The organism is Nocardiopsis sp. NPDC050513, assembly GCF_044457925.1.
Taxonomy (GTDB): domain Bacteria; phylum Actinomycetota; class Actinomycetes; order Streptosporangiales; family Streptosporangiaceae; genus Nocardiopsis.
The window spans coordinates 195,915-213,331 of record NZ_JBITHK010000010.1; the positions used below are offsets into that span (position 1 = coordinate 195,915).

The window sequence follows — 17,417 nt, forward strand, 5'->3', positions numbered from 1 at the left end:
GCGGGCCCCGGGGGGCCCCCCCCCCCCCCCCCCCCCCCCCCCCCGGGCCCGGGCCCCCCCCCCCCCCCCCCCCCCCCCCGGAACCGACGGGAGCCGGCTCACTCGGCGCGCGCGAGCCGGTCGAGCAGTTCGTCGAGGAGCATCCGCTCGCCGGGGGTGAACGCGACGTCGGCGGTGTCCAGGACCGCGGCAAGGGCGATGGCGCGCCGCGCCGCCTCGCGGTGACCGGCGCCGGCGCGGTCGTCGGTCCCACCGCCGCCGACGGTGATCCCCGTGATCACCAGTTCCCGCATCCGGTCGGACAGACCGGGGTCCCGCCGCTCCGCTGGCGTGTCGATGAGGGTCATCGTCACCCCCACGGCCGCGGAGTGGACCATGCTCGCCGCGCGCTCGACGTCCACCGTCAGCCGACCCGCCTCCGCGATCCGCGTGACCATCCCGACCAGGATCCGCCACGTCTCGGCCGCCGCCCCGCCGTCGGGCGGTGAGCTCGTCCGTCCGTACATCAGGGAGTAGAAGGCGGGGTTCTCCAGGCCGAACGCGACGTGCAGATCCCACCCGGAGCGAAGGTCGTCCACCGGGTCGCCGGACGACTCCTGCGCCGCCTTGCGGGAGAGGTAGTCGTTGAAGCCCGCTGTGGCCACGGCGCCCAGCAGGCCGTCCATGTCACCGAACTGCCGGTAGATCGCCGGAGGCTGGACCCCGGCGGCCTGGCTGACCGACCGCGTCGTCACCGCCTCGCGGCCGCCCTCGGCCAGCAGAGCCACCGCCGCCGAAACGATCCGTTCCCGTGTGTCTTCTCGTCCCGCCATGTATCAACGATAACGCATGCGTGCTATCGACAGGAACATTCGGCTGGGCACCACGCCCCCGGGAAGGCGGGCCGCGATCGCGGGGTGACACTCCCCTCACACCCGGTTCCCTCCGCCCGGTGGGGGGTAGGGACTCTGATCCGTGAGAAGGACCGGACACCGCCGCGGAACTCGGTCAGCCGAGCCGAGGCGCGCGACCGGTCGCGACGCACCCCCGCCGCACCCACGAACCGAGCCGGAACGGACCCCCATGACCACCACGCTCATCACCGGATCGACCGACGGACTCGGCCGCGCGCTGGCCCTGCGGCTGGCCCGGGACCGGGCACGGCTGCTCCTGCACGGCCGCGACCCCGACAAGCTCGCCGTGCTCGCCGCCGAGGTCGAGAAGGAGGGCGCACCGGCCCCCGACACCCTGGTCGCCGACCTGTCCGACCTCGGCCAGGTGGCCCGCCTGGCCGCTGAGGTGCCCACGCGCACCGACCGGCTCGACGTCCTGGTCAGCAACGCGGGGATCGGGTTCGGCGAACCCGACGGGCGGGAGCGGCGGGTCGGCGCCGACGGGTACGAGCTGCGTCTGACCGTGAACTACCTGGCCGGGTTCCTCCTCACCCTCGACCTGCTGCCGCTGCTGCGCGCCTCCGCGCCCGCGCGGGTGGTCAACGTGTCCTCCCTCGGCCAGGCCCCGCTCGACCTGGACGACCTCATGTTCGAGCGGGACTACGACGGCGTGGACGCCTACCGGCGGAGCAAGCTCGCACAGATCATGTCGGCGACCGAGTTCGCCGCCCGCGTGCCCGCCGACGAGGTGACGTTCACCAGCCTGCACCCGGCGACGTTCATGCCGACCAAGATCGTCACCCTGCACGGCATCGCCCCGGTCGACACCCTGGAGGAAGGGGTGGCGGCCACGTACCGACTGGTCACCGACCCGGCCGTGCGAGGGGTGACCGACCGGTTCTACGACCGCCTCCAGGAGAGCCCGGTCCACGACCAGGCCGCCGATCCCGGGGTCCGGGCGGAACTGTGGCGCCGCAGCCTGCGTCTGGTGGGACGGGAGGACGTCTCGGTCGGAGCCACCGCGTACGCGGACCGCTGACCTCGGCACCGGGGGGAACGGTCGGGCGGGGACGGACACCGACGGGGCGGGGACCACGCACAAGACAGGAGAATCGGATGGAACTCGGTCTGCACGTCGCGGACTTCACCTGGGCGGGCGGCGCCCCCGAACTGGGCCGCACCCTCGCGCGGGCCGTCGGCGACGCCGAGGACTCGGGGATCGCCCGGGTCACGGTCATGGACCACTTCTGGCAGATCGGCCACGACCTGGGACCGTACGAGAACGCGATGCTGGAGGCCTACACCACCCTCGGCTTCCTCGCCGCCCACACCTCGCAGGTGAGGCTGCACACGCTGGTCACCGGCGCCGTGTACCACGACCCCGGCGTCCTGGCCAAGCAGGTCACCACGCTGGACGTGCTCTCCGGCGGCCGCGCCGGGCTCGGCGTCGGCGCGGGATGGTTCGCCGACGAGGCGCGCGGGCTGGGTCTGCCGTTCCCGAGCACGGCGCGCCGGTTCGACATGTTGGAGGAGACCCTGAGCGTCGTCCTCCAGATGTGGAGGGGCGACGAGCGGCCGTTCGAGGGCGAGTACTACCGGCTCGAACGGCCCCTGAACTCCCCCGCTCCGCTCAGCAGGCCGCACCCCTACCTGATGATCGGCGGGTCCGGGGAACGCCGGACCCTGCCGTTGGTCGCCCGGTACGCGGACGCGTGCAACATCTTCGGCGGCCCCGAGGCGCGGCACAAGCTGGACGTGCTCAAGCGGCACTGCGAGGCCGTCGGGCGCGACCACGAGGAGGTCGAGAAGACGTCGGTCCTGTCCGTCGCCCCCGACACCACCGCCGACGACCTGGTCCGGGGCCTGCTCGACCTGCGCGCCACCGGGTTCACCGTGGTCTACGTCTACGGGTGCGGCTTCGACGATCCGCGCGAGGCGGTGGACCTGGTCGTCTCCGCCCTGCCGGAGGTCGCCGAGGCCTGACCCGGCGTCCGTCCCGGGGAGGTCACAGCAGCGCGTCGAGCGTGATCGGGAGGTCCCGGACGCGCCTCCCGGTCGCGTTGAACACGGCGTTGGCGACCGCCGCCGCTGCCCCGGTGATGCCGATCTCCCCGACCCCGTGCACGCCCAGGGGCGCGTGCTCGTCGGGAGTGTCGGTGTAGACGACGTCGATGCGCGGCACGTCCAGGTGCGCGGGGACGTGGTAGCCCGCCAGCGACCGGTTCACCACGCGCCCCGTGCGGTCGTCGAACACCACGTCCTCGGTGAGCGCCGCCCCGATGCCCATGACGATCCCGCCGCGGAACTGGCTCACGGCCGTCCGCGGGTTGACGATCCGCCCGCAGTCGAACGACCCGAGCCACCGGGACACGTGCACCTCGCCGGTCCGCTCGTGGACGCGGACCTCGCAGAACTGCGCGCCGTAGGAGGCCATGGAGTACTCCGCGAGCTCCAGGGGCGCGGCCCCCTCGACCTCGACCTCGACGCACTCCAGACCGGCCCGGGCCAGGACGGCCCCGTACGACTCGCCGCGCCGGTCGTCCGTGCGGTACAGACCGCCGTCGCGCGCCTGGACGGTCTCGAAGCCCGCACCCGCCAACGGCGACCCGCCCCCGCCCGCGAGCCGGAGCAGCTCGCGGTGCGCCGCCTCGACCGCCGCCAGCACGGCCGCCGCCGCGCTCGCGGTCTGGCCCGACCCGCCGGCCGACAGCGCTCCGCCGGGCAGCGCCGAGTCGCCGTACTCGAAGGAGACCCGGTCGATCGGGAGGCCGAGCCGGTCCGCGGCGAGCTGGAGCTGCGCGGTGGCGGTGCCCATGCCCATCTCGTTGGCCGCCGCCCGCACCAGCGCCGTGCCGTCCGCGGAGATACGCACGCGCGCGGTCGCGGGGAACCGGAAGACCGGATAGTAGGCGGTGGCCACGCCCTGACCGACGAGCCAGCTCCCGTCCCGACGCGAGCGCGGCTCGGGACGGCGGTCGCGCCAGCCGAACCGCTCCGCGCCGCGCGCGTAGGCCTCGACCAGGTTCCGGGACGAGAACTCCTGCCCCGTGGTCGGGTCCCGCTCGGGCTCGTTCACGCGCCTGAGCTCGATCGGGTCCATCCCCAGTCCGTGCGCGAGCTCGTCGACCGCCGACTCCAGGGCGAACGTGCCGACCGTCTCCCCCGGCGCGCGCATCCAGCTGTTGGCCACCGTGTCCAGGTGGACCAGCCGCTGGCCGATCTCCATGGTCCGCGACGCCCACAGATGCCGGGGCGTGAGCGAGAACTGCTCGGGGTTGCGCGCGTGCGCGGTGGTCGCGGAGACGCCGGTGTGCACGAGCGCGGTGAACCTCCCGTCCCGGTCCGCGCCCAGCGCCACGCGCTGCTCGCACCGCGGGCGGCCTCCGACGATGCGGAACACCTCCTCCCGCGAGAGGACGAGCTTCACGGGGCGGCCGACGATCCGCGCCGCGGCGGCGCACAGCGGCGTGTTGGTCCACACCCCCCACTTGCCGCCGAAGGCGCCGCCGACGAACGGCGCCAGAACCCGGACGTTCTCCGGGGCGAGGCCGAACAGCGCCGCGAGCACGTGCCGGCACCCGCCGACGAACTGGGTCGACTCGTGGACCGTCAGGCTGTCGCCGTCCCAGACGGCGACCGTCGCGTGCGGCTCGATGGCGCTCTGGCTGTGCCACGGGGTGCGGTAGACCCGGTCGACGCCGACCGCGGCCTCGGACAGCGCCGCCGCGGCGTCGCCGACCCTGATCTCGGAGGGCTCGCCGAGGATGTCCGGCGGAAGGACCGCGTCGGCCTTCGCCTCGTCGAAGCAGGTCGTCGGCGTCTCCTCGTCGTAGTCCACGCGCACGAGCGACGCCGCGTGCCCCGCCCGCTCCCACGTGTCGGCGACGACCACCGCCACCGGCTGCCCGTTCCAGTGGATCCGCTCGTCCTGCATCACCGGCAGGTCGCTCGGCGACATGCCGGCCGCCATGTTCTGGAGATCGAGCAGTCGCGGCCTGGCCAGGCGGAGGTTGTTCTCGTGGGTGATGACGGCGATCACCCCCGGCGCGCTCTCCGCCTCCGACACGTCGATCGCCCGGATCCGCCCCCGGGCGATGGCGCCGCACACCAGCCGTGCGTGCACGAGGCCGTCGAACCGGTGCTCCGCCGCGAACCGGGCCTCGCCGGTGACCTTCGCGGGGCCGTCCACGCGCGGGAGGGACCGCCCCACGTACGGTTCCCGCCCTCCGGGAGGTCCCTGGACCCGGTCCGGTCCGTAGCCGACCACCGTGCCCGTGCGCCGCGGGACGGCCCTCATCGCGCACCTTCCCGTGCGACCAGGCCGAGGAGGACGTCGACGACCGTCCGCCGCGCGAGTTCGATCTTGAAGGCGTTTCCCGGGTAGCCCCGGGCGTCGGCGAGCTCGGCGTCCGCCGCGGCCTGGAGGGTGTCGGCCGTCGCCGGAGCGCCGCGCATGGCCTCCTCGGCCACGCGGGCGCGCCACGGCCGGTGCGCGACACCGCCCAGGGCGAGCCGGACGTCCGCGATCCGGTCGCCGTCGACCGCCACGGCAGCGGCCACGCTGACCAGCGCGAAGGCGTAGCTCCGCCGGTCGCGCACCTTGCGGTACGCCGAGTTCGCGGCGATCGGCAGGGCGGGGAGTCCGACGGCGGTGACCAGCTCGTCGGGCCGCAGCTCGGTGTCCCGTTCGGGCGTGTCGCCCGGGAGCCGGTGGAAGCGGGTGAACGGGATCTCCCGGGTGCAGTCGGGGCCCTCCACCCGGACGGTGGCGTCGAGGGCGGCCAGCGCGACGCACAGGTCGGAGGGGTGCGCGGCGATGCAGGACGGGGACGCGCCGAGGATCGCGTGGTCGCGGTGGTAGCCCTCGATCGCGTCGCAGCCGTCTCCGGGCGTGCGCTTGTTGCAGCGTGCGGCCGGGTCGTAGAAGTAGGGGCACCGGGTGCGCTGCATCAGGTTGCCGCCCACGGTCGCCATGTTGCGGATCTGGCCCGAGGCCCCGGACAGCACCGACTGCGCCAGGAACGGATAGCGCTCGCGGACCCGCCGGTCGTGGGCGAGCGCGGTGTTGCGGACCGTCGCGCCGATCGACAACCCTCCGTCCGCACGTTCCTCCACCCGGTCGAGCGGGAGCCCGGTGACGTCGATGACGGTCTCGGGGCGCTCGACGTTCTCCCGCATCAGGTCGACCAGGTTGGTGCCGCCGCCGAGGAACTTCGCCCCCGGTCGGGCCGCCATGAGCTGGATGGCGTCCTGGACGTCGACGGCACGGGTGTAGGCGACGTTCCTCATCGGGTCACCTCGTCGGCGAAGGTCGCGCGGACCGCCTCGTTGATGCCGGTGTAGGCGCCGCACCGGCAGAGGTTGCCGCTCATCCGCTCCTTGATCTCCTCGTCGGAGAAGTCGAAGTCGCGCGCGGCCACGTCGGGGGTCACGGCGCTGGGCAGGCCGTCCCGGAACTCGTCGACCATGCCGATCGCCGAACAGATCTGCCCCGGGGTGCAGTAGCCGCACTGGAAGCCGTCGTGGTCCACGAACGCGGCCTGGAGCGGGTGCGGTTCGCCGTTCCGCGCCAGCCCCTCGATCGTGGTGATCGCGCGGTCCTCGTACTGCACGGCGAGGGCGAGGCACGAGACGATCCGCCGACCGTCGGCCAGCACCGTGCAGGCTCCGCAGGCGCCCTGGTCGCAGCCCTTCTTGGTGCCGGTCAGACCGAGGTACTCGCGCAGCGCGTCGAGGAGGGAGACGCGCGGTTCGATCCTGAGGCGGTGGGGGTCGCCGTTGACCCGGAGCGTCACCGACCGTTCCGTGGACGGGCCGGAGCGTGGTTCGGCGTCGGTCCCGTGCGTGTCCATGTGCTTCCCCTCGGTTCCGGGCATGGGGGTGTCGCCCCCAGAGCGACAGTAACGACGGGTGATGGGGATGCCCACGATGCGGCACAGTGTGTCACCGAACGCGCTGGCGGCCCGGCTGGAGGGGAGAGCGGTCGGCCTCCTCCCCCGGTCCGAGCGGGGCACGCTCTTCCACCGCCCCGAGGGCGCGAGCGTGGTCCGGGGGTCAGCGGCTCCCCTTACCTGCCAGGTCATCGACCCGGTTCCCCGGCGCTGCCACGATGAGCCCGTTGCCCGCGCCACCCCGACGCGGCTCCCGACCGAAAAGGCACACCATGCCGTCGACCGCGACCACGGCCACCCGGACCGTGGTGGAGGACCTGCTCCGCCGCATCGGCGAGGGCGACCACGAGGGCGTCGCCGCACTGTTCGCCGAGCGCGCGGACTGGAAGCTGAACTGGCCGGAGGCCGAGCACGGTCGCCCCGCCACCCCCTGGATCCGCCACCGCTCCTCCCGCGCCGACGCCTCCGCCCACTTCCGGGAACTCACCGAGCACCACGTGCCCGAACAGGCCGCCACCCGGGTCGAGCGCGTCCTCGTCGACGGCCAGGAGGCGGTCGTCCTCGGCGAGATCCGCCAGACCGCCCGGTCCACCGGACGCCCCTACCGCGCCCGGTTCGCGCTCCACCTCACGGTCGAGGGCGGGAGCGTCACCCGGTACCACGTCTACGAGGACAACCTCGCCGTCGCCCAGGCGTTCGACGCCACGCGCTCGGACGGCGGTCCGGGAGACCCCGCCGCGCGCGGCCCGCTCCGGTGAACTCGGATCCCCGGCGCACGCCTCCGCCCACCGGGCCCGTGGGTCTCCGGCCGGATGACCGCCTTCACCGCCGCACCGCCAAGCGTCGGGAACGGATCGGCAAGGACTCGACGGGCGGGGACGACGCCCCCTGGAACGGGTGTGGGACGCACGGTAGGAAGACGTGGTAGCCACCACGTCCGGCCGTCGACCGTCGCCGGGCACGACACGAGAGGCACACCGCCATGACCCACCACCCCGACGTCACCGACCGGGCCGTGCGCGCCCTGATCGACGCCATCAACGACAACGACCGCGAGGCCTTCGCCGAGGCGCTGACCCCCGACGCCACGATGTCCGACGACGGAACGGACCGCGACCTCTTCCAGTGGGCGGAGAAGGAGATCTTCGCGTCCAACGGGCAGATGGACGTCGTCTCCGCGAGCGACGAGGGGCGGTCGCTGATCGCCGACTACCGCAACGACACCTGGGGCTCCATGCGGACGAGCTGGGAGTTCACCGTCTCCAACGGGAAGGTCTCCAGGTTCGACACCGGCCAGGCGCCAGCTTCTCGGTCGTGAACGACCGAGCTTGCGGGTAGGGCCCGGCTGGCCGCCGGTCAGGTGAACACGGCTTGGGAGACCCGGTTGTGCCGGTGGGTGTAGGAACACCCGCACTCGCGTGAGGAGTGCGCCGGGTCCACGAACACCACCGGCACACTGGCCCGCCGGGCCTTGTCGACGTCGTCTGCGGTAGCGGTTGAGCTCGCGCCCGGCCATGATCTGGCCGTCGCTGGTGGTGGCGATGTTGACGATGCCCAGGTCCGCCCCGAGGAACCCGTCGGGCTCATACACCTCTGCGTCGGGCACCCGCACGGTGACCAGCAGGAACCACACCCCGTCGCGTCAGCTGGGGGCTCCCCGCCAGAACAGGCTGAACCGTCGCCCGGCCCGCGCCCGGCGCGTCCGCGGGTGGACGGCGGAGCGGATAGAGTCGCCGGGGTCAGGATCCCCGCACGTCAACGTTGGAGCCACCGTGTCGACCGAACAGCGCCGCCCCACGATCCGTCCTGCGGCCGAGGCGGACCTCGCGGAGCTCCAAGCCCTCGCGCGCCGCACGATCGACGCCAGTTACCGCGGCTTCCTCGGCGACGAGGGAGTGGACTGGTTCATCGGCAGCGGCGCCTCGGACACCTACGTCAGGGACGAACTGCCGAAGGGCGGCATGTACTGCCTCTGCGAGGGCGACCGCATCGTCGGGTTCTCCGTTCTCGACGGGCCCACGGTCGACCTGATGATGGTCGACTCGGACCACCACCGCCGGGGACTGGGCCGACGCCTGCTGAGCCACGCGGAGGAGACGCTCTTCGCGCGGTACTCCGCCATTCGGCTGGAGAGCTTCGCCGGCAACACCGCGGCCAACGCGTTCTACGAGGCGTGCGGCTGGTCGCGCGGGGGCGAGCTGGACGGCGAGGGCCCCGCCAAGGTCGAGTACACGAAGTCCGCCGCGTAGGCGCCGGGCGGTGTCCGGGCGCGCGACCGGCCGACGTGGACGGATCCCCGGCGATCAGCGTTCCGTCCCCCGTGGCCCCAGCCGTTCCAGGTAGCCGCGCACGACCTCCTCGGCCTGGGCCCGTGTGACGTTCCCGGCCATGAGCAGGGAGCCGAGCCCGTGGGCGAGGGACATGACCTCCGTGGCGATCAGCCGTGCGCGCGCGGCGTCCATCCGCGGGTCCGCGCCCACGACCTCGGCCAGGTGGTCGGCCAGCGCCCTCAGGTGGTCCTGGTAGGCGGTGGTGGCGGCGTCGGGCCGCGTGATCGCCAGCAGTTCGAGCGAGACGCCGATGCGGTGGAACGCGCGGCCGTCCTCGTCGGTGGGCAGCGCCTCGTCGAAGTACGCCCGGACCGCCTCCGACGCGTCGCCCGCCCCCCGTGCGGAAGTCCGCGTCCGCCACCGCCGGAGGCTCCGGTCCGCCAGTCGGTCGAGCGCCGCGGTGAGCAGCCGTTCCTTGGATTCCCCGTAGTACTGCACCAGGCGCAGCGACACCCCCGCCTCCGCCGCGACCGCGCGCATGGTCACCGCGTGCAGGCCCTCCCGGCCGAGCAGGCGCTCGACGGCGTCCAGGATCTGTTCACGACGCTGCGGTTCCGGCACCGGCGACTCCCTCCGACACCTCGATGATACGCTCGTATCAAGTTGATACACGCGTATCAAGGAGGCCGTGTGACCACCGCTCCCCGATCGCTCGCGCTGTGGGTCGCGTGCGTGACCCAACTCCTGGTCGTGCTGGACATCTCGGTGGTCAACATCGCCCTGCCGTCGGTCCAGGCCGAACTCGCGATGAACCCGACGCGGGCGTCCTGGGTGGCGCTCGCCTACGGCCTCGGCTTCGCCGGTGCCCTGCTGGTCGGGGCCCGCCTCGCCGACGTCGTCGGCACCGGCCGGGCCCTGCTGTGGGGGCTCGCGGCGTTCACGCTGGCCAGCACCGCGGGCGGTCTCGCGACGGAGGGGTGGGTGCTCATCGGGGCGCGCGGCGCGCAGGGGCTCTGCGCGGCCGTGGTCTCCCCCGCCACCCTCACCCTGCTCACCACCACCCGGCCCGAGGGTCCGGTGCGCACGCGCGCCATCGCCGCGTGGACGGCGGTGAGCCTGGCGGGAGGCGGTGCGGGCACCGTCCTCGGCGGTGTGCTCACCGAACTCGTCTCCTGGCGCGCGGTGCTGCTGATCAACCTGCCCGTCGGCGTCGCCGTGCTCGCCGGAGCGGTCGTCCTGCACAGGCGCTCGCCCTCCGCCCCCGGACGGGGGCGGCTGGACCTGGTCGGCGCGTCGCTGGCCACCGGCGCGTTCACCTCGGCCACCTACGCCCTGTCGGCGGCGGGCGGTGACGCGAACCTCCTGGCGGCCGGATCCGCCGCCGTCGCGAGCGTCGCGCTGTTCCTCCTCCTCGTCGTGCAGCAGCGGCGAGCCGTGCACCGCCTGGTGCCCGGGCGGCTGCTGCGCAACCGATCCGTGGTGTGGGGCAACCTCGCCACCGCGTCGACCGCCGCCTGTTTCCAGGTGGGGCTGTGGTACTTCCTCACCTACCGGATGCAGGGCCCGCTCGGCCTCACCCCGATCCAGGCGGGCCTGGGCTTCCTGCCGTTGACCGTCACCATGCTCGTGGTCAACACCTGGGTCGCTCCGCGCCTGATGGCCCGCGTCGCTCCCCGAACCCTCGCCGCGCTCGGCGCCGCGACCGCCTCCCTCGGCCTGGTCTGGCAGGCCTTCGCCGCCGGGGAAGCCCACGTGTTGACCCTGCTCGTGCCGGGCGTGGTGATCGGGGTGGGCGGCGGCCTGCTCAACACGCCCCTGGCCACGATGGCGACCACGGGCGTCCCGGCCGACGAGGCCGGTGCGGCGTCGGGTCTGATGAACACCGCCAAGCAGTTCGGCGGGGCCCTGGGCCTGGCCGCCGCGACCGCCGCGACAGCGCTCACGGGCACCGACAGGGCCGCCTTCCTCCTGATGGGCGGCCTGGTCGGGGCGGTCGCCGTCGCCGTGCTCGTGGGCCGCCCGCCCCGTCAGCGGGACGGGCGCCCGACCGCCGCCCACGGCCGCCACGACGGCACCGCGCGATGAGCGGTCAGCACGGCGGAGGACCGTGCACGAGGCCCCGTCCCCAGGCGGTGGTGAACGCGTCGCCGGGCGTAGGGCACGAAGCAGCCCCCGGCCGGACGGCCGGGGGCGCGGTGTCGTCGGCGGTGACGCGGGCGTGGACGCGGAAGCCCGCTCCGTGCCGCGCGCGGCCGGTCAGGCGTAGACGCGTTCGACGAACTCGGCGATCTGGTCGTCCGTGAGGTGGTGGGCCAGGTCGGCCTCGCTGATCATGCCGACCAGCCGCTTGTTCTCGTCGATGACGGGGAGCCGGCGGATCTGGTGCGACTCCATCTCGCGAAGGACCTCGTCGACACCGGCCTTGGTGGAGACCCAGCGCGGGGTCCCCTTGCACATCTCCCCCGCGGTGATCTGGAAGGGGTCGCGTCCGGCGGCGATACAGCCGACGACGATGTCCCGGTCGGTGATGATGCCGCACATGCGCTGGTTGGACGTGCCGGGGTCGGCGACCGGGATCGCGCCCACGTTCAGCTCGCTCATCAGCTGGGCGACCTGGTCCAGGGTGTCCGTGGCCGAAACCCACTTGACTCCCGAGTGCATGATGTCGGCTGCGGTGGTCATCGTGTTCTCCTGTCAGTGTTCCTGGTGGTTGCGACCCCATCGTCCCCATCGCGGCCGTCGACCGCAGCGGGACGTGCCCGAACATGGGACTCGGTGGCGAAGAGTTGAGCGGGCCGTGGTGGTCCGCCCTCCGATCCCGGGACCCGGCCGGGGCAGGACACTGTCAACCGCGTGACACTCCGCTTACGTCCGCACTTGAGCGAGTGGGACAGTGGAGTGCGGGCGACCGCGTCTCAGTTTCGGGAGCGGCGCCGGATTCGCGAAGTCACGCAGATCGACGGCCGGACTTTGGCGATGCGTCACATGAACGCTACGAACATCGTGCTCGGTGCTCTCGTCGGCACCAGCGCCGCCCTGCTCGTCGTCGCGTCGTCGACCTGGCGGGTCGCCCCGGTGCCGTTCCTCGCCTACGTCGCGGTCCTCGCGGTCATGGCGGGGCTGCTCTGGGCCTGCCGCGGTGAGATCCGGGAGGAACTCGGCGACACCGCCCTTCGGGGAGCCGTGGCCGTCCTCCCGCTCTTCTCCAGCGTCGCGATCCTGACGATCCTCGACCTGGTGGGCACGGCGTGCTGCGCGGGAGGCGGGGGTCCGGGCCACCCGTGCCTCTGCGGTCTCCTCGGCGGCGACGGGTTCCACCGGGTGCTGGGGGTCATGTTCCCCACCCTGGCCACGGATCCGCGGCTCCCCCATCTCGCCGTCGTCGTCGCGCTCAACGCCATCGCTCTGACCACCGCGTTCATGTTCCTCCGAGGGGTGGCGCACATCTTCGGCCAGCGCGGTCTCCGTCTGTCCGCCCTGGCGATGGCGGCGACCGCCGTCATCTGGGTGGCGTGGATCCGTTTTCCCGAGAGCATCGAACAGTTCCCCGACTGGCCCGATCCGATCCGCGGGGGCTGGACGGCCGCGCTGCTGATCCTGCTCGGCGGGGGGTACCTGTGGCTGGAGACGACCGCGGTCCGACGCGAACCCAGCGTGAACATCTCCGAGCCCAGGGAACAGGACGACGAGGCGACCACGAGGCTCAACCAGGAGGTGCGGTGGCGGCTCCCCGCGATCGAGGTGCTCGCACCCGCGTGGAAGCCGGGGGCGCCGCCGGGGCACGCCGTCGCCGCCATGGTCGAGAGCAGCGACATCGAGGGAAGCCGGATCGCGGCCGCGCTCATGCGCGTCCTCGCGCTGGTCCTGCCGGTTCCCCCGTCCTACGGGGTCCGGGTGCGGGCCGACGGCCAGGCGGGCGACGGACCCGGGGCCGGCGAGTACGTGTCGGCGACCGTCGACATCCACGACCGCATCTCCGGCAAGAGCCTGCACCAGACCACACTGCCCCCGCTGCGCACGGATCTGGCGGCCATCCGGGCGGCCGGTTTCGTCGCCTCCCGGGTGTTCGCGGACAACCCCCTGATCCCCGCGTGGGCGAAGGGGAGCTACGAGGGCGAGGATCTGGCCGCCTACCTGATGATCAGGGAGCTCCCGAGACTCGACAGCGGGAGCTGGGAGCGGAGCTCGGACGCCCTCGTCGACGCCGACGGGGACTACGACGCCTTCCACGCGATGCAGCGGGAGCGCATCGCCATCCTGCGACCCGCCGCCGACTCCCGGCGGGTCTCCGGGATCGTGCGCTATGAACTGGCGTCGCTGTACGAGCAGGAGGGACAGCACGTCAAGGCGCTGCGCCTGCACGCCCTCAACCGGGCCCACTACGCGTCGGCGACCGGCCCGAACAGGATGTTCCAGCGCAGCCGCTACCGGATGATCGTCCTGCTGAAGATGATCGCGAACCACCGGTTCGAGGAGGTGTGGAGCCAGGCCGATGAGCGGGACCTTCGGGATGTCTACCACGCCCTGAACCTCGCCGGACTCCTGTCGATGCTGAGGGAGGACCGGCCGGGTGAGTTCGACGGCCTCCGGGAGGAGGAGTTCGCCGCGCCGCGCGAGAGCGGCGACGGTTTTCGCAGGGTCCGCCTCGCCCTGCTCCACACGGCCAGACTGGAGGCCGACGCGCTGGACCGGTACTTCTCCCGACGGAGGATGGTCTGCGACGACATCAGGTGGCGCGGACGCAACCCCTACAGCGTCCTGCCTCCCGGGATCACCTCCCAGGAATCGCCCTGGCGGCGGCGGATGTACTACGACATCGGCTTCCGCCTCCTGCACAGCAGCATCGCGAGCAGGATCGCGTCGGCGGAGGGCGGGGCCGACCACCACGAGAAGCGGTGGCGGCAGCGGCACCGGCAGGAGCACGAGCTGAGGCGGCTGGAGAAGGAGATCGACGATTTCAGGGAACTCAACCCCGGATGGGGGCTGTGGGGCATCACGTACAACAAGGCCTCGCTCATCGCCACCCAGAAGCTGGAGTCCGGTATCCCGCTCAGCCCGAAGGAGAGGGCGGACGCCGTGGACGAGGTCATCACGACCCTGCGCGAGGCGCTCAACCCCTCGGCGTGCGAACACTACCGCCCCTCCGAGCTCCTGGCCCTCGACCCCGACCTGGAGTGCATGCAGCGGGAGCAGGGCTTCATCGCCCTGCTCCGCGAGCAGTACGACCGCGACTGGCAGGTCAAGCCCGACTTCTGGAACGCACTCGGAGCAAAGCTGGCGGCGCGCCCGACATCGGGGGTCCCCCCACCGCGCCCGGGCGACGACCGAACCCCCTCCTCCGCCCACGGCGGGCCCGACGGGGACCGACGTCCCACGTGAGCGTGTCCGCGCCCCCAGAACGGAGAGCCCCGGGAGCGCTGACCCGCCCCCGGGGTCCGAGCGGTGCGGTCCGGCCCTAACGGGCGGGGTTGCGGGCGGCGACCAGCAGTTCGACGTTCCGGTCGCGCGGGCCGCCGTAGTTGGCCTGGTCGGCGTACAGGTCGTTGACCGACAGCTCCCGGTACAGCGAGGCGAGCCCGTCGGCGGAGAAGTCCCCGTGGTCGGCCCGGTACGGGCTGTCCGCCTCCAGCAGGGTCGTGAACAGCGACATCGTCCCGTCCTCGTTGTCCACGATCTCGATCGCCCGCGCCATCTGCGGGTGGTCGATGTGCGAGGCGGTGTTGACCTCCCAGAACCCGCGCTCGGCGGTGCGGTGCGTGTGGGCGCGCACCTGGTTGTAGTGCGTGTGCCCGTTCACCCAGGCCAGCACGTTCGGGTACCGCCTGAGCATGTGCACGAGGACGTCGCCGGTCAGCCGCAGGTCGCCGGGGCGGCGGCTGTCGGGGAGGATGTTGCCCATCGTGCCGCTGGTGTGGTGGGAGAACAGGACGAACAGCTCGTCGGTCACCTGCTGGACGCGCCGCCGCCCCCAGAAGTCGTAGTAGACCGAACTGGAGGCGCGCAGCGTCCGCTCCAGCCAGTCGTACTGGTACTTGCCGATCGACCCGTCCGCCAGCCCGGCCAGCGTGGTCGTGTCCATGCTGACGCCGGTGACGCCGTCGGCGATGCGGAAGGTGTAGAAGCAGTCCACGCCGTCGGCGTTGTCGTCGGTGAAGCCGTGGCCGACGGGACCGGGGCCGGTGTTGTCCTCCGCCAGGTGCGCGGCGACGAAGGCGCGGGTGTCGAAGGGGGCGCGGCGGTCGTCGGGGGTGATCCGGGAGGTGACGGCGGCGGCGGAGACGGTGTCCTCGGGGGACTCCACCGCGTCGGGCACCTGGCCGAGCCGGTCCTCGTTCGTCATCGCCTCGGCGGCCTGGTCGCGGACGTCGTCGTCGGCGAACATGATCTTGCGGTCGCCGAGGTAGGCCTCGTCCAGCGACCCGGCGGGCAGGCTGCCCGCGGGGGTGTCGTCGTGGTTGCCGATGGTGCAGTACCAGGGCACGTCGAGCCCGGGGCTCTCGAACGGGGCCGTGGCGGCGTCGAGGAAGCCGGGGATCCTCGGGAACCCGCCCCGGGTCTTGTACCGGTCGGCGAGGTCTCCGTCCGGGTGCCAGTACAGCTCGTTGCCGCAGTCCTGCACGCCCTCGTACCGGGCGGGGTCGCCGGTGTTGGGGGTCACGGTCCCGCCGTTGAGGACCGCCATGAGCCATGCGAGTTCGACGGTCTCGTGGTTGTCGGTGTTGTCCCCGGTGGTGACCATGAAGTCGAACGGACGCCCGGTCACCGGGCCGACCCGCAGCGCGTTGACCCGGCGGACGAGCGCCGTCGCGCCGAGCGCGGACAGCGTCTCCTGGGGGCGGTGGGCGCTGGACCCGATCACCGGGTGGGTGTACTCGAACCGCACCGGGCTCTGGGCGTCCATGATGTGCAGGTCGGTGAACTGGACGAACGCCGCGAGCGCGGTGCGCCGGTCGTCGCGCCCCGCCTGCGCGGGGACCAAGTCCTCGCGGACCTCGATCGGCCATCCGGGTCCGGCGGTGAGCAGGCGGTACCCGTCGCCGACGGGTGTGGCGACCTGGGCCAGCGTGGTCCCGTCGGGATGGGCGACCCGGGACGCGGTCTGGCGGAGGAGGCGGTCGTGCGCGGCGGCGGAGGCGGGCAGGGCGGGCAGCCCGAGGGCGATGCCCAGTCCTGCCGTGGAGGTCGTGAGGAATCCGCGCCGGTTGAGGGGAGCCATGGGTGCGACGTCCTTTCGGCCCCGGCCGGGGGTGGCCGGTGGGGGTGGGGCGTCGTCATTGAAGACCGGCGGGGCGGTCAGGGGCAACGGGTGTTGCGGGAGCCGGTTACTACCCGCCGGTAGGCATCCGAGGCGGCCCGGGATAGGGTGGCGGGTTTCGCCCGGCGCGCCAGACGGCACGGCGCCGGTACGTCACACACGGTGATCAGACGATGTCCGCCCGCCGGTCGCCGGACCGTCCCGACGTGTTCGTCCGCGCGTGGCGAGGCCGTCACAAAGGTGAGGGTGTTTCATGTTTGGCCGGATCCGGCCAATTTCCCGTCCGGAGTGTCCGCCCACGGGCCCCGCGGCCCCGGCCCTGACCAGGTCGGGCCGGGGGACGCCCCGGTCGCCCTCGACGCACCGGACACCCGACCGCGACCGGCTGGGGCCGACGCGCTCAGCAGGAGAGGACGTCCGTGCCGACGCCGCCGTCGGCGGTGACGCAGAGCATGGCCTCGTCGATGTCCCCGGTGGCGACCTCGGGCGCGCTGACCTCCAGCACCGCGGGCAGGGACGCGCCCGGGAAGGAGAGGCCGAAGGCGGCGACGGGGGCGGCGGCCGTCAGCACGGGCAGGTCGGCGCCTCCGGTGTCCGCCGGGACCCCGCCGAGCGTGAACTGGAACGGTCGCGGCTCGTACCCGCCCTCCTCCAGGTGGTAGCGGGCGGTTCCCCCGATGCGGACACCGCCGCCGTCCGCCGCGGCGTCGGTCAGAAGGAGGCTGAGGACGCCGTGGCCCTCGACGTAGAGCGTCACGCGGTCCGAACCGTGCACGACCAGGACCGCCTCTCCGGCGAGGCCCGGGGCGGCGGGCGCCGGATCGGCCGGGGTGACGGCGCCCCCGCCGGCCCCGTCCTCCCCCGCCGCTCCGCCGTCCCCCGTCTGTGCACCGGCTTCGGGCGCGTCGCGGGTGAGGCTCCCCGCGAGGAAGCCCCCGGCGAGGGCGAACACCAGGACGACGGCGGCCACCAGGGCCAGCGGGCCGGGGTGGGACCACAGCCGGTAGGCGAGCCCGGTCACCGGGACCGGTCCCAGGCGCACCGCGGGTGACGCTCCCCGCGGTGAAGCCCCCGGCGAGGGCGGACACCCGGACCACGGCGGCCAGCGGAGCCAGCGGGCTCCCACGAC

15 protein-coding genes are annotated in these 17,417 nt (G+C 73.2%); 7 read left to right on the plus strand and 8 right to left on the minus strand.

Going from position 1 to position 17,417, the window contains the following annotated elements:
- Positions 1-98 precede the first annotated feature (98 nt).
- A complete protein-coding gene (locus tag ACIBFB_RS19400) occupies positions 99-812 on the minus strand; it encodes a TetR/AcrR family transcriptional regulator (protein ID WP_397231967.1) in 714 nt (237 codons plus the stop codon).
- A 250-nt stretch (positions 813-1,062) separates the two neighbouring features.
- Here ACIBFB_RS19400 and ACIBFB_RS19405 point away from each other — a divergent pair, with 250 nt between their 5' ends.
- A complete protein-coding gene (locus ACIBFB_RS19405; protein ID WP_397231969.1) occupies positions 1,063-1,911 on the plus strand; it encodes an SDR family NAD(P)-dependent oxidoreductase in 849 nt (282 codons plus the stop codon).
- A gap of 77 nt (positions 1,912-1,988) precedes the next feature.
- Positions 1,989-2,855 (plus strand): LLM class F420-dependent oxidoreductase, encoded by an 867-nt coding sequence (locus tag ACIBFB_RS19410; RefSeq protein WP_397231971.1) that lies wholly within the window; start codon positions 1,989-1,991, stop codon positions 2,853-2,855.
- A gap of 22 nt (positions 2,856-2,877) precedes the next feature.
- On the opposite strand, the gene ACIBFB_RS19415 is transcribed toward ACIBFB_RS19410, so the two are convergent.
- From ACIBFB_RS19415 to ACIBFB_RS19425, 3 genes are read right to left on the minus strand one after another with little or no spacing between them, the layout of a single operon-like run.
- Positions 2,878-5,169, minus strand: coding sequence for a xanthine dehydrogenase family protein molybdopterin-binding subunit (locus tag ACIBFB_RS19415; RefSeq protein ID WP_397231973.1), 2,292 nt, complete (start codon positions 5,167-5,169; stop codon positions 2,878-2,880).
- Positions 5,166-6,161 carry an FAD binding domain-containing protein gene (locus ACIBFB_RS19420; protein WP_397231975.1) on the minus strand — a complete coding sequence of 332 codons (996 nt, stop codon included), beginning with the start codon at positions 6,159-6,161 and terminating at the stop codon, positions 5,166-5,168. The genes ACIBFB_RS19415 and ACIBFB_RS19420 overlap by 4 nt, the downstream gene beginning before the upstream one ends.
- Positions 6,158-6,724 (minus strand): 2Fe-2S iron-sulfur cluster-binding protein, encoded by a 567-nt coding sequence (locus ACIBFB_RS19425; RefSeq protein WP_397231977.1) that lies wholly within the window; start codon positions 6,722-6,724, stop codon positions 6,158-6,160. Before ACIBFB_RS19425 ends, ACIBFB_RS19420 begins: the two co-directional genes overlap by 4 nt.
- A 311-nt stretch (positions 6,725-7,035) precedes the next feature.
- Between ACIBFB_RS19425 and ACIBFB_RS19430 the strand changes: the two genes are divergently transcribed.
- The 3 genes from ACIBFB_RS19430 to ACIBFB_RS19440 all read left to right on the plus strand — a co-directional run bounded on the left by ACIBFB_RS19430 (position 7,036) and on the right by ACIBFB_RS19440 (position 9,012).
- Positions 7,036-7,521 (plus strand): nuclear transport factor 2 family protein, encoded by a 486-nt coding sequence (locus ACIBFB_RS19430; protein WP_397231979.1) that lies wholly within the window; start codon positions 7,036-7,038, stop codon positions 7,519-7,521.
- 224 nt (positions 7,522-7,745) lie between these two features.
- The gene (locus tag ACIBFB_RS19435; RefSeq protein ID WP_397231981.1) at positions 7,746-8,081 is read left to right on the plus strand and encodes a nuclear transport factor 2 family protein; all 336 of its coding nucleotides are present in this window, start codon (positions 7,746-7,748) and stop codon (positions 8,079-8,081) included.
- A gap of 454 nt (positions 8,082-8,535) precedes the next feature.
- Positions 8,536-9,012 (plus strand): GNAT family N-acetyltransferase, encoded by a 477-nt coding sequence (locus tag ACIBFB_RS19440; RefSeq protein WP_397231983.1) that lies wholly within the window; start codon positions 8,536-8,538, stop codon positions 9,010-9,012.
- A 54-nt stretch (positions 9,013-9,066) separates the two neighbouring features.
- Here the strand turns inward: ACIBFB_RS19440 and ACIBFB_RS19445 are convergent, their stop codons facing one another.
- A complete protein-coding gene (locus ACIBFB_RS19445; RefSeq protein ID WP_397231985.1) occupies positions 9,067-9,654 on the minus strand; it encodes a TetR/AcrR family transcriptional regulator in 588 nt (195 codons plus the stop codon).
- 69 nt (positions 9,655-9,723) lie between these two features.
- Here ACIBFB_RS19445 and ACIBFB_RS19450 point away from each other — a divergent pair, with 69 nt between their 5' ends.
- The gene (locus tag ACIBFB_RS19450; RefSeq protein WP_397231987.1) at positions 9,724-11,118 is read left to right on the plus strand and encodes an MFS transporter; all 1,395 of its coding nucleotides are present in this window, start codon (positions 9,724-9,726) and stop codon (positions 11,116-11,118) included.
- Between the two features lie 171 nt (positions 11,119-11,289).
- On the opposite strand, the gene ACIBFB_RS19455 is transcribed toward ACIBFB_RS19450, so the two are convergent.
- Positions 11,290-11,715 carry a CBS domain-containing protein gene (locus ACIBFB_RS19455; protein WP_397231989.1) on the minus strand — a complete coding sequence of 142 codons (426 nt, stop codon included), beginning with the start codon at positions 11,713-11,715 and terminating at the stop codon, positions 11,290-11,292.
- 303 nt (positions 11,716-12,018) lie between these two features.
- On the opposite strand from ACIBFB_RS19455, the gene ACIBFB_RS19460 reads away from it, so the two are divergent.
- Entirely contained in the window at positions 12,019-14,412 is a 2,394-nt protein-coding gene (locus ACIBFB_RS19460) for a hypothetical protein (protein ID WP_397231991.1), read from the plus strand.
- A 76-nt stretch (positions 14,413-14,488) separates the two neighbouring features.
- Here the strand turns inward: ACIBFB_RS19460 and ACIBFB_RS19465 are convergent, their stop codons facing one another.
- Both ACIBFB_RS19465 and ACIBFB_RS19470 read right to left on the minus strand, forming a co-directional pair.
- Positions 14,489-16,249 carry a TIGR03767 family metallophosphoesterase gene (locus ACIBFB_RS19465; RefSeq protein WP_397231993.1) on the minus strand — a complete coding sequence of 587 codons (1,761 nt, stop codon included), beginning with the start codon at positions 16,247-16,249 and terminating at the stop codon, positions 14,489-14,491.
- A gap of 439 nt (positions 16,250-16,688) precedes the next feature.
- A complete protein-coding gene (locus tag ACIBFB_RS19470; RefSeq protein WP_397231995.1) occupies positions 16,689-17,330 on the minus strand; it encodes a hypothetical protein in 642 nt (213 codons plus the stop codon).
- Between the last annotated feature and the right edge of the window lie 87 nt (positions 17,331-17,417).

What these genes read in the sequence shown, in the direction of transcription:
- ACIBFB_RS19400 (WP_397231967.1), bottom strand. Translation starts at nt 812, where the DNA reads ATGGCGGGACGAGAAGACACACGGGAACGGATCGTTTCGGCGGCGGTG.
- ACIBFB_RS19425 (WP_397231977.1), bottom strand. Translation starts at nt 6,724, where the DNA reads ATGGACACGCACGGGACCGACGCCGAACCACGCTCCGGCCCGTCCACG.
- ACIBFB_RS19460 (WP_397231991.1), top strand. Translation starts at nt 12,019, where the DNA reads ATGAACGCTACGAACATCGTGCTCGGTGCTCTCGTCGGCACCAGCGCC.
- ACIBFB_RS19465 (WP_397231993.1), bottom strand. Translation starts at nt 16,249, where the DNA reads ATGGCTCCCCTCAACCGGCGCGGATTCCTCACGACCTCCACGGCAGGA.
- ACIBFB_RS19435 (WP_397231981.1), top strand. Translation starts at nt 7,746, where the DNA reads ATGACCCACCACCCCGACGTCACCGACCGGGCCGTGCGCGCCCTGATC.
- ACIBFB_RS19430 (WP_397231979.1), top strand. Translation starts at nt 7,036, where the DNA reads ATGCCGTCGACCGCGACCACGGCCACCCGGACCGTGGTGGAGGACCTG.
- ACIBFB_RS19455 (WP_397231989.1), bottom strand. Translation starts at nt 11,715, where the DNA reads ATGACCACCGCAGCCGACATCATGCACTCGGGAGTCAAGTGGGTTTCG.
- ACIBFB_RS19405 (WP_397231969.1), top strand. Translation starts at nt 1,063, where the DNA reads ATGACCACCACGCTCATCACCGGATCGACCGACGGACTCGGCCGCGCG.
- ACIBFB_RS19420 (WP_397231975.1), bottom strand. Translation starts at nt 6,161, where the DNA reads ATGAGGAACGTCGCCTACACCCGTGCCGTCGACGTCCAGGACGCCATC.
- ACIBFB_RS19410 (WP_397231971.1), top strand. Translation starts at nt 1,989, where the DNA reads ATGGAACTCGGTCTGCACGTCGCGGACTTCACCTGGGCGGGCGGCGCC.
- ACIBFB_RS19415 (WP_397231973.1), bottom strand. Translation starts at nt 5,169, where the DNA reads ATGAGGGCCGTCCCGCGGCGCACGGGCACGGTGGTCGGCTACGGACCG.